This is a genomic window from Nautilia sp. PV-1, assembly GCF_004006315.1.
Lineage (GTDB): Bacteria > Campylobacterota > Campylobacteria > Campylobacterales > Nautiliaceae > Nautilia > Nautilia profundicola_A.
Map to the genome: position 1 here is coordinate 954,254 of NZ_CP026530.1, position 10,810 is coordinate 965,063.

10 protein-coding genes are annotated in these 10,810 nt (G+C 34.7%); 6 read left to right on the forward strand and 4 right to left on the reverse strand.

Features of this window, described 5'->3' with window-relative positions; all coding sequences use genetic code 11:
• Window positions 1-76: 76 nt before the first annotated feature.
• Genes C3L23_RS09495 through uvrC form a run of 3 tightly spaced genes read left to right on the forward strand, consistent with a single transcriptional unit; the run spans window position 77 to window position 3,769 of the window.
• Window positions 77-250 (forward strand): symporter small accessory protein, encoded by a 174-nt coding sequence (locus C3L23_RS09495; protein ID WP_168175711.1) that lies wholly within the window; start codon window positions 77-79, stop codon window positions 248-250.
• Window positions 247-1,890, forward strand: a complete 1,644-nt coding sequence (locus tag C3L23_RS05130) for a sodium:solute symporter (RefSeq protein WP_127680511.1) — start codon at window positions 247-249, stop codon at window positions 1,888-1,890. The genes C3L23_RS09495 and C3L23_RS05130 overlap by 4 nt, the downstream gene beginning before the upstream one ends.
• Window positions 1,891-1,933: 43 nt before the next feature.
• A complete protein-coding gene (uvrC, locus tag C3L23_RS05135; protein WP_127680513.1) occupies window positions 1,934-3,769 on the forward strand; it encodes an excinuclease ABC subunit UvrC in 1,836 nt (611 codons plus the stop codon).
• Here the strand turns inward: uvrC and C3L23_RS05140 are convergent.
• Window positions 3,732-4,712: a TIGR00341 family protein gene (locus C3L23_RS05140; protein ID WP_127680515.1), complete on the reverse strand. Its 981-nt coding sequence runs from the start codon at window positions 4,710-4,712 to the stop codon at window positions 3,732-3,734. The genes uvrC and C3L23_RS05140 overlap by 38 nt on opposite strands.
• Window positions 4,713-4,761: 49 nt before the next feature.
• On the opposite strand from C3L23_RS05140, the gene C3L23_RS05145 reads away from it, so the two are divergent.
• The 3 genes from C3L23_RS05145 (at window position 4,762) to C3L23_RS05155 (ending at window position 6,496) form a co-directional block, all read left to right on the forward strand.
• Window positions 4,762-5,259, forward strand: coding sequence for a YbhB/YbcL family Raf kinase inhibitor-like protein (locus C3L23_RS05145; protein WP_127680517.1), 498 nt, complete (start codon window positions 4,762-4,764; stop codon window positions 5,257-5,259).
• 152 nt (window positions 5,260-5,411) lie between these two features.
• On the forward strand, window positions 5,412-5,723 hold the full coding sequence (locus tag C3L23_RS05150) for a putative metalloprotease CJM1_0395 family protein (protein WP_246831046.1): 312 nt from the start codon (window positions 5,412-5,414) through the stop codon (window positions 5,721-5,723).
• Window positions 5,720-6,496 carry a bifunctional riboflavin kinase/FAD synthetase gene (locus tag C3L23_RS05155; protein WP_127680521.1) on the forward strand — a complete coding sequence of 259 codons (777 nt, stop codon included), beginning with the start codon at window positions 5,720-5,722 and terminating at the stop codon, window positions 6,494-6,496. The genes C3L23_RS05150 and C3L23_RS05155 overlap by 4 nt, the downstream gene beginning before the upstream one ends.
• Here C3L23_RS05155 and C3L23_RS05160 read toward each other — a convergent pair.
• The 3 genes from C3L23_RS05160 to C3L23_RS05170 are packed head-to-tail and all read right to left on the reverse strand — an operon-like array spanning window position 6,466 to window position 10,810.
• Window positions 6,466-7,008 (reverse strand): SiaB family protein kinase, encoded by a 543-nt coding sequence (locus C3L23_RS05160; RefSeq protein ID WP_210402401.1) that lies wholly within the window; start codon window positions 7,006-7,008, stop codon window positions 6,466-6,468. The genes C3L23_RS05155 and C3L23_RS05160 overlap by 31 nt on opposite strands.
• 9 nt (window positions 7,009-7,017) lie before the next feature.
• Entirely contained in the window at window positions 7,018-10,434 is a 3,417-nt protein-coding gene (locus C3L23_RS05165; protein ID WP_127680523.1) for a transporter substrate-binding domain-containing protein, read from the reverse strand.
• The gene (locus C3L23_RS05170; RefSeq protein ID WP_127680525.1) at window positions 10,427-10,810 is read right to left on the reverse strand and encodes a response regulator; all 384 of its coding nucleotides are present in this window, start codon (window positions 10,808-10,810) and stop codon (window positions 10,427-10,429) included. The genes C3L23_RS05165 and C3L23_RS05170 overlap by 8 nt, the downstream gene beginning before the upstream one ends.

Genomic DNA, 10,810 nt, shown 5'->3' on the forward strand with positions numbered 1-10,810 from the left:
AAATTTTTTTAATTTTTACTTAACAATGAAAAATTTAGGTAAAATTTAATTGACATGACAATAAAAAGGAGTAAAAATGTCGCATTTTGACACAGGTGTCAGTCTTGCATTCTGGCTGACAATACTTAGCGCTTTACTGTGTGTAGTATACGGAATTATCAATTGGAACAAAGGTGATGAGGAAAGTAATGAAGTCCTACTTGCTAAATGGGCCGAAGAAGAAAAAGAGATTAATGAGGAGTTATTATGAGTTTTTTAGAAATTGCAATAATAATCCTTTATCTTGTAGCCGTAGGATGGCTTGGATGGATGGGTTATTCAAAAACTAAAACATCAACAGATTACCTGCTTGCAGGGCGTGACACGCACCCTTTCGTTATGGCTTTAAGCTACGGTGCGACGTTTATTTCGACTGCCGCAATAGTCGGATTCGGCGGTGTTGCGGCATGGCTTGGCAACTCACTGTTGTGGCTTACTTTTCTTAACATCTTCGTAGGTATATTTATTGCGTTCGTATTTATCGGAAACCCTACAAGAAAGATGGGATTAAGACTTGACGCACATACTTTTCCTGAATTTCTTGGAAAAAGATTTGATTCTAAATTTATTCAGATATTCGCGGCTGTAATTATTTTGGCGTTTATGCCGCTTTACGCAACTGCGGTATTAATCGGCGGTGTTCAGTTTTTAAGCGTTTATTTCGGTGTTAATTACCACATTGCTCTTCTTATATTTTCATTAATTATTACTGCATACGTTCTTGCCGGAGGGCTTAAAGGGGTAATGTATACAGATGCCCTTCAGGGAACTATTATGTTTATAGCTATGGTGTTTTTAATTGTAATGGTTGTAAGCTCGCTCGGCGGAATCGACGCTGCGTTTGCAAAGCTTGATCACGTTTGGCAAATAACAGTAATAGACAGATTAAGCGGCGTTTCATTAAAAGACCTTGTTCCGGGAAGCGGCGATTTTATGATGAAATTATCACAGCTTTGGGGATTTGAAGGCTGGAATAAAATGCCGGTATTCATGTCTCCTGGATGGCTGTTTGTTATTACTACAATTACACTCGGGGTAGGTATCGGTGTTCTTGCTCAGCCTCAGCTGATAGTCAGATTTATGACAGTAAAAAGCAAAAAAGAACTTAACCGCGCCGTACTTGTCGGAGGCGTGTTTATTTTAGCAATGACAGGGGTTATTTTTATAGTAGGTTCGCTAACAAATGCATGGTATTTTGAACATATGGGAGGCAAAAACGCTCTGGAAGCGGCAGGAAGTATTGGAAAAGTTATTCCTCATTTCATAAACAGCGCAATGCCTCACTGGTTTAGTTTCATATTCCTGTTTGCACTCATTTCAGCTGCAATGTCAACACTTTCAAGCCAGTTCCATACAATGGGTACGGCTGTCGGAAGAGATATATTCGAAAGCCTTGGAGCAGACAAGGAAAAAACAACTCTTTGGACTAAAATCGGTATTGTTATAGTGATTTTATTCTCAGTATTCTTAGCTTACAAATTCCAAAAAGCTCCTGCTATTATCGCAAGAAGTACCGCAATATTCTTCGCACTGTGTGCTTCAATATTTTTACCGAGTTTCATATTCGGACTTTTCAGTAAAAGAATCACAAAACCTGCGGCAATCGCAAGTATGCTTGTAGGATTTTTCGCATCATCATTCTGGCTTCTATTCTGCCACTTCAAAGAAGCTAAATCTTTGGGTATTGCAAAAGCGCTTTTCGGAGTTAATTCAATTCTCGGACACAGTAAATGGGCGTTTGTCGACGCGCTCGTAATTGCACTTCCGCTTTCTACCCTTACACTTCTAATCGTAACCGCTCTTACAAAACCTGATGAAAACATCATCAAAAGAGCATTCGGAAGAAACTGATTTTCTTCCTTTTTTATTATAATTTCACTAAAAAAGGCCTGCCTTGTCATTTAGTGAAAAAATCAAATCCTTACCCGATCAGCCAGGAATTTATCAGTATTTTGACGAAAACGGTAAACTTCTGTATATCGGAAAGGCGAAAAGCCTTAAAAAACGTGTAAAAAGCTACTTCAGATTTAATCCGTTCAGACCTGCGGACAATTTATCTCCAAGAATTTATAAAATGATAAGCGAGGCAAAAGATCTGAACTATATCGTAGTGGAGAGTGAAAACGACGCTTTAATTTTGGAAAACTCTCTAATCAAACAACTTAAACCTAAATATAATATATTACTCAGAGATGACAAAACATACCCGTATATTTATATAAACCTTGACGAGCCATTTCCGATGCCGCAGATTACCCGTAAGGTTGTAAAAGGCAAGAACATCAAATATTTCGGACCGTTCAGCAGCGGTGCGTCTGCAATTCTTAAAACAATATACGAAGAAATACCTCTCGTTCAGTCCAAAAGTTGCCTCAAAAGCGGCAAAGCATGCCTGTATCACCAGATAGGAAGATGTTTGGCTCCATGCATTGGCAAGGTTACAAGCCGCGAATATATGAAATATATCGATCAGGCTATAAAGCTTATACACGACAAAGAAAAAATACTTGAAATACTAAATCAAAAAATGCAAAAATACGCCGAAAACCTGCAGTTTGAAGAAGCGGCGGAAATAAGGGACAGGATTAAATCGATAGAGAGTGCAGAGATTTATTCCCATGTGGATCTTGCAAAACTGGAAGATCTTGATATATTTGCCGTTGAAATATTCAACAAAAAAGCGATTGTTATAAGAATATTCGTACGTCAGGGAAAAGTGGTAGCCAGCAGCAATTCGGTAATTAATTCACAAACAGTCCCGGAAATAGGAGAAATATACACAAGGGCGATACTTGAATTTTATTCAACCGAAACACCTTTTACCTCAAGTAAGATTTTAGTTGGTGACGACTTTGAAGAAAGGGAGTGGCTAAGCCAGGTGTTAAGCGAAAAATTCGGCAAAAAGATTAGCATCATAACCCCTACCACCAAAGAGAGAAAAAGCCTTATCAAACTCGCTAAATTAAATGCTCTTGAAGTTATCAAAAACCAAAAAGAAAACTCCGTTTTGGATGAGCTGAAAATTCTCTTCAATCTCCAAAACACACCTTATAAAATAGAAGTTTTCGACACATCGCACATGCAGGGTGAGGCAACGGTCGGGGCGATGGTCGTATGGGAAGACGGAAAATTCAAAAAGAGCGACTACAGACACTACCACCTTGAAGGAAAAGACGAATATTCTCAAATGAGAGAGCTTCTCACAAGAAGGGCGCAGAGTTTTGAAAAATCCCCTCCTCCCGACCTGTGGCTGATAGACGGCGGAAAGGTGCAGCTGAACCTTGCCAAAGAGATTATTGATTCAACCGGAGCAAATATCGACGTACTTGCGATATCCAAAGAAAAAATCGACGCAAAAGCGCACAGGGCCAAAGGTAAGGCGAAGGACACAATTTACGAATTGAGAATTGAGAATGGAGAATGGAGAATTGATAAATTAAAACTAAGTGAGAGTGATAAGAGATTGCAGTTTTTACAAATGCTGAGGGATGAGGTGCACAGGTTCGCCATAGAATTCCACAGAAAAACAAAACGCAAAAAAGACACCCAAATAGATCTTTTACAGGTTAAAGGTATCGGAAAGGCTAAAATGACAAAACTTTTGAATTATTTCGGAAGTTTTGAAAACATAAAAAAAGCCTCGTTTGAAGAACTTAAAGATATTTTAAATGAAAAAGACGCAAAAGAAATTATTAAATTTTTTCAAAATAAAACCTGTCCAGATAAATAATCAATACAAGCACCAACAGTAAAAGAGCCCATATAAACATAGCCTTTTTTCTGTGTTCTTTGGCTTTTTTTTCTTCCCACCAGTTTTTTGCTTTTATACCCTGATAAGTAAACATCAGTATACCGGCAAGATTAAGACTTACAAAATTTTCCAAAAAAAGCATAAAGCTTTTAAGGGAATAAAAATAATCCGCATTTGCAAACAGCAGTCCCGAAGCAACCACAGGAGGAAGCAAAGATATAGCAACCATAACACCTACCAGACTCTCAGAAGCTCCCGCGGTAAATGCAAGAACGCCGGCAAGACCTGACGCTACGGCAATAACTATTTCCGTAACGTTTAAAGAAACCCTTGAAATTATCTGGGGATTGCTGATATCCAAATGATAAAAAAGCCCTATTAAAAAAGAAAAAACGAATGCTATCAAAACGCCTGCAGACAATACCTTAAATGCGGATTTTTCAAGCTCCACGTCTCCAATTACACTTGCGAACGATATTGCAATATTCGGACCTAAAAGAGGTGCGATAACCATTGCGCCTATAATAACGGGTATGTTGTTGCTTATTATTCCAAATGCCGCTATTACCGTTGAGAGAATCATCATAATGACATAAATATAATTTATTTCCGAATAACTGATTATTTTAGAATATATCTCTTCCCTGCTTATTTTTATTTTTTTTAAACTCTTTTTTTCTTCAATGGGAACGGTGGCCTCGACATCCAGAACAACTATTCTGAACCTGTCGTCTTTTGAAAAATTTTTCTGCAGTCTGTCAATTAATATTTGGGAATATTCCGTTTTTGTGAGGATTTTATATATTATTTTATCCTGATAGCTCTCTTCACGCCAATAATCCAGAATATTTCTGTTGTTTAGAATATTTTCTATTTTTTCATTGTCTTTTTTGGCAATGACCACTTCTATTAATCTGTACATTTTCAGCCTTTATTATATAATAATAACAAAAAATCCTAAAAGGCCGCAAATGAAAAAAATGATAATTTTTATTTCGTCTTTACTTTTTGCGTTTAATATCTACTCTCCCGCTTTTAAACAGAATTCGTTTATACCTGCAAAATACACCTGTGACGGGGAAGATATATCTATACCCTTGATTATTTCGAATGTTCCCAAAAACACCGAGGAACTGGCCGTAATTATGCAAGACCCGGACGCGCCTTACGGAGTGTTTACACACTGGATTTTATACAACATAAAACCGAACACTAAAATAATCCCCAAAAACCTACCTAAAACATCCGTTACAAATATAGGATACCAGGGAATCAACAGTTTTGGAAAAATCGGATACGGAGGTCCGTGTCCACCCAAAGGCCAGACCCACAGATATATTATCACGGCAGTGGCTTTAAATAAAAAAATCTTGCTTAATCCTGACTTAACAATCAGAGAGTTTTTAGATAAAATTAGACCATATGTTTTTGCTACGGCACAGTATATCGGATTATATAAAAGGAGATAAAAATAGTTCTTAATGCAATCGGAGGAAACAGCTACACTGTAACATCTGCACCGCTTGATAACAAAAAAACCGAAAACATTATAACAGACCCAAAAATTCAGCAGGAAATTTCAAAACTGCAGGCAACCGACAGTAAAGTCAGAGCTCACGAAATGGCCCATCAGGCTGCCGGAGGTGGATTTGCAGGTGCTCCGAGCTATACTACCGTAAAAGGTCCCGACGGTAAAGAATACGCCGTTGGCGGAGAGGTTCCGATTAAAATAGTAAAAGGCAAAACACCGGATGAAACAATTAAAAACATGCGGCAGATAAAAGCTGCGGCTCTAGCTCCCGCAGACCCAAGCCCTCAGGATTTGAAAGTAGCGCAAACGGCTGATTTGATAGCTTCAAAAGCTGAACAGGAAAAAAACCAGCAAAACTCAAACGACACTCAGACAACTCATAAAATAGACTTTTACGCATGACAGTTACAATAGGAGGCTTTGACGGAATGCACGTAGGGCATCAGGCCCTGATATGCAAAGCGCAAAAGCTCATTGTTATCGAAAAAGGAAGCAACCTCACCCCGGGTGATGACAGATGCGAATATACCGACCTTCCCTGCCATTTTTTTAATTTAAACGAAATCAAAAATCTTGAAGCGGAAAAATTTATAAATATCTTAAAAAATTTAAACACCACAAAAGTAGTCATAGGAGAAGATTTTAAATTCGGAAAAGAAAGAAAAGGAGATGCCTCTCTTTTAAAAAAACATTTCGCTGTAGAAGTAATAAAAGAGGTTAAAATAGACGGAATAGGCGTACATTCTCAAATAATAAGAGAATTTTTAAAAAAAGGTCTCATAAAAAAAGCGACAAAATTTTTAGGACACCTATATAAAATAAAAGGCAGGCAAATCAAAGGACAGGGCCTAGGAGGCAAAGAACTGGTTCCGACAATAAATATAACTCCCGTCAAAAACTATTTAATTCCCAAAGAAGGCGTTTATATTACGCTTACAGGTTCAAAGCCGTCTTTGACATTTATAGGTATCAGATCCACAGATAACAAATTCAGCATTGAAACGCATATTCTTAATCAAAATTATAGTATTGTAAACGAACCCGTTAAAATTGAATTTTTGGAATTTTTAAGGGAAAATAAGAAATTCGAAAGTATCGAAGCATTAAAAAACCAGATTAAAAAAGATCTTTCAGAAGCAGAAAATTACGCTTTTCCGATAACCGCCTTAAACTGAAAGTAATACATTTCATCGCCTGCGTCGACAAATCCGTATTCTATTTTTTCACTTTTTTTGGCAATTTCATAAAACCCTATCCCGCCTCCTTTTGAATGAGCGTCTTTACCGCTTTTTCTGGCTTCTCTGTACAGCTTTTTGATTTCTTCTTTATTTAATGGAATAATCTTTTTTAGCTTTTTTTCTATTTTATCTTTATCGTCTTTATTTACGATATTTTGCGCATATACATAATAATACCCGTCTTTCGTTTTTCCTACTAAAATCAGTCCTTTCGGATCAAAGCCTTCTTTATTCATTCTTTTTGAATAGTTCATCATATTTTGGGCAAGCTCAATAAATATGGTAAAAATTTTACTTGCAAGCCCCATCGAAAGTTCGGCATTTTCAGTTTCTTTTTCCAAAGCTTCCGTCATAGCCACTATCAAAGACTGTGTCAGTGTCCCGCCGTATGTTAAAAAAATTATGCCGTCTTTTTCTAAAATTTTTTCTAATGCGTTCATATTAAGCATTCCCTCTCCTTATAATTTCATACCAACTAGAGTTATGTCGTCATTTTGTTCGTTATTTTGACATTTTTTCATAAATTCTTCCAATGTTTTTATAAACAGCTTTTTCTGTTCCGAAAACGGTAAATCTTTCACTTCCATAATCAGCTGTTTAAATCTTTTTTTTCCAAAAGGGAAACATTTTTCTCCGCCCAACTGATCTAAAAACCCGTCTGTCGTAAAGTACAATAACATATTTTTTTCAATATTAAAAGTAAATTCCTTATAGACAAAATCAGCATCATTTTTCTTATATCCTACGGAATATCTGTCCCCTTTGATAACTTCTATTTCATCTTTCACTATAAACAGCGGTGTTTTGGCAGATGAATATTTAATAATATTTTTCTTTTTGTTTATATATAAAACCCCTCCGTCAAATCCAGCATTTGAAGTACTAGTAATGTCTTCCTGTTTCAAAAGTTTTTTTATTGTTTTGTTAAAATAGCTTAATATATACGAAGGAGAAACATCCAAATCACTCTCTTTATATTTAGATATTATTTCACGCTCGATTGCTTTTACGATCATTGTTACAAATGCTCCCGGAACTCCGTGCCCTGTACAGTCGATAAGCATTAAAATGCATTCGCCATCTCTTATTTTTTCAAACAGCCATATATCACCGCCGACGATATCCTTAGGTTTCCAAATCACAAAACTGTCTTCAAAACATTTTTTTAACTCTTCTTCATGAGGTATCAGGGCATCCTGAAGCATTGAAGCAAATTCAATGGATTCCTGTGTATGTTTATGTATGATTTCTATCTCTTTTTTTGCTTCTTCTAAGGATTTGGTGCGCTCTTTAACCAGAGTTTCAAGTTTTACGTTAAAACTTTCAAGCTCGATATTTTTCTCTTCAAGCTCTTTTTTGCTTTTATTTGTAAACCATACAATAAAAACCATCAAAATAATCACAAATGAAACTACACTGAAAAGAGCATAATAAATTGTAGTTTTTGTATTTAAAAACGACTGCATTGCTTCTTTTTCGTCAATTTCGGTAACTATTGCTATATTATAATCATTATCCCATTCCCACGCCCCGAAAACTTTAATTCCCCTGTAATCTTTATACCCGCTGGTATTTATGCCGTTAATGTGTTTCAAAGCGCTTCTGGAGGCTAAAGTGTCCACTTTTATATTCAAAAACGAACTCTGTCCTTTTTTCAACAGCCCCAATTTTCTAAGCTCATTATCAAATCTGCTTTGCGACACCATCTGTTTATGTGTATTTACAAGATAAGTTTCTCCGCTTTGCCCCATTCTGCCTTTTTCCAAAACTGACTGAAGTATATTTTTATTTATTGCCACCGCAATATATCTTACGGGAACAAAATCTTTATATACGGTTTTAATAAAAAATATATTTTGCAGAGGTTTGATTGACTGTTTTACAGGGAAAATCAGACTGTATCCGTACTCTTTGGCTTTTTTTATACCTTGAATAAAATTTTTATTGTCAATTACACTTATATCGAAACTGCTGTTTAAAACATGATAACTGGGATCTATAACAATATATCCGTTAACAAAATCAAGATATTTTATTTTTTCAAGTGTTTGGATAGAATCGTTCTGCAAAATCATATTCAAATAATCTTCCTGTGAAAGCAGTATTTTCCTCAAAGCTTCATGAGTGGTGTTTAAAATAGTGTTTAAAGAATAAGAAAGCTCCGATTTTTTAATTTTTTCAAGATTCTTAACAGAAATTACGGTAATTAAAATTATAAAAAATAAAAACACGCCTACGAATGCAAAAACGCTTACACCTAAAGCAATGTTTTTTTTCTTTTTAAAATAATTCAGCATAATAAGCAGTACGAGTATTAAAAACACGCCTATTATCAGCATTTGCCTTAAAGGAAGCACATCCAGCAAAGAATACGTTTTATCAGAAATCTGCAAAGTCTTATCGTTATAATTAATCCATTTATCGTAAATTTTGTTTAATTCGTCTTTTGTGATGGTTCCTAACGCTTTGTCTATTATATTTAAAATAATTTTAGGCTCGTCTTTTCTAAGAGCTATTTTGAGTTTAAATTTATAATTCAGTTTTTTTGCAACTTTCAAATCATTATATCCGAGTTTGTTAATATAATATTTGGCAATAATGATATTATTAACGAAATAATCTATTTTTCCGTTTCTTAAAGCATTCAAACCGTCTTTAAGGGAGTTAAAATAAAAAATTTCAGCTTTAGGATAATGCTGTTTTATATAGTCGGTTAAAACATATCCTCTTTTTATACCTATTTTAGAAGTTTCAATCGGCTTTTTGCAGTTTTTTCTGCCAATCAGCACGGCATCATATGAAAAAATGGTATGCTTGGTAAAATTTAAATATTTTTTTCTTTTTTTATTTTCCGTTATTGCGCTGAACATATCGGCTTTTTTTTCTTTAACAAGTTTTTTCGCCTCAGACCAGCTGTCAGTTGCTACAGGAATTAAATTTAAGTTTGTTTTGGCTTTGATAATTTTTATAATGTCCGCAATTATTCCTCTGTGCTCACCGATTTCATCTTTAAACTCAAAAGGTTTCCAGTTAGGGTCAAATACATATCGTATCTGTTTATGCTGAATTATAAATTCTTTTTCTTTATCATTAAAAAGTGACTCTTTTCGGCTTTTTTTAATGATAATATATAAAAAATCCCTTTCCAGCTGCTGTATATTTTTAATCTTTAAAGTTATAAGTTTTTCGTAAGTGGCAATATCTATATTTTCTTTTTCGTTTTTTATTTTTTTCAATATCCTGGCTTCGAGCTCGGAGAGTTTATTAAAATAAGAACTGTTATTGTAACTGTGCCATTCTTTAAATAATTTACGCATAAGCGTTTTATCAATAACGTCATAAAAAATTTTTTCTTTTGTGGAAGAAGAAAGATAAAAATTACTGATTTTTTTTATATCTTTTAATTTTAAAAAAGCTTTAATTTCAAGCTTTTTCTCCCATATACTTTCTTCATACATCATTAAAATAGAATATTGATAAAGCAGGTTTTTATAATTGGAGTATTCGCTGATTCTGGAAAGAAGATCCAAAAACTGTGATACCGTCATCGTATAATAAGAAAAAACATCTTTGCATTTAGCATTTGAATTAAGCAGTTTTTTTCTTATAGACCTTAAGTTTGTAAGATCCGATTTTATATTTAAATCTTTTTTTTCAATATAACTTTTTAATATTTTAAGTGTTTTATCTGTATTTTTAATGGAAATTTTATATTTGTTTAAATTTTTTTCAGATTTCTCAAATACATAGTCACACGCATCTGCCCTTTCTATCTGCAGATCATGGATAGTATTTGTTAACAGTTTTGTAAGAGTTATATTTACATCGGCGTAAATGTTCACCGCAAATAAAAAAAAGACTAACAGTCTAATCATTTTCTTCAAGTCCTATTTTATTTAACACTTCTTGCAGTTTTTCAATAGTAAACGGTTTTAAAATATAGTTTTTGGCTCCCGCCCTGATCGCACTTATAACCATTTCTTCCTCACCGTGAGAAGTAACCATAATTATTTTGGCGTCTTTATCCAGTTTTAAAATTTCTTTTACGGCTTCAATTCCGTCTTTCATTCTGTTTCTCATAGGCATTGTTATATCCATAGTCACCAGATCGGGTTTATATTTTTTATACGCTTCCACAGCTGCGTGAGCACAGTCTGCCTCGGCCACTATGGTATGACCCAGTTCTTTTAACATTTTACTTAAATTGTATCTCATTATTTTTATATCGTCTACAATTAAAACCCTCGCCAT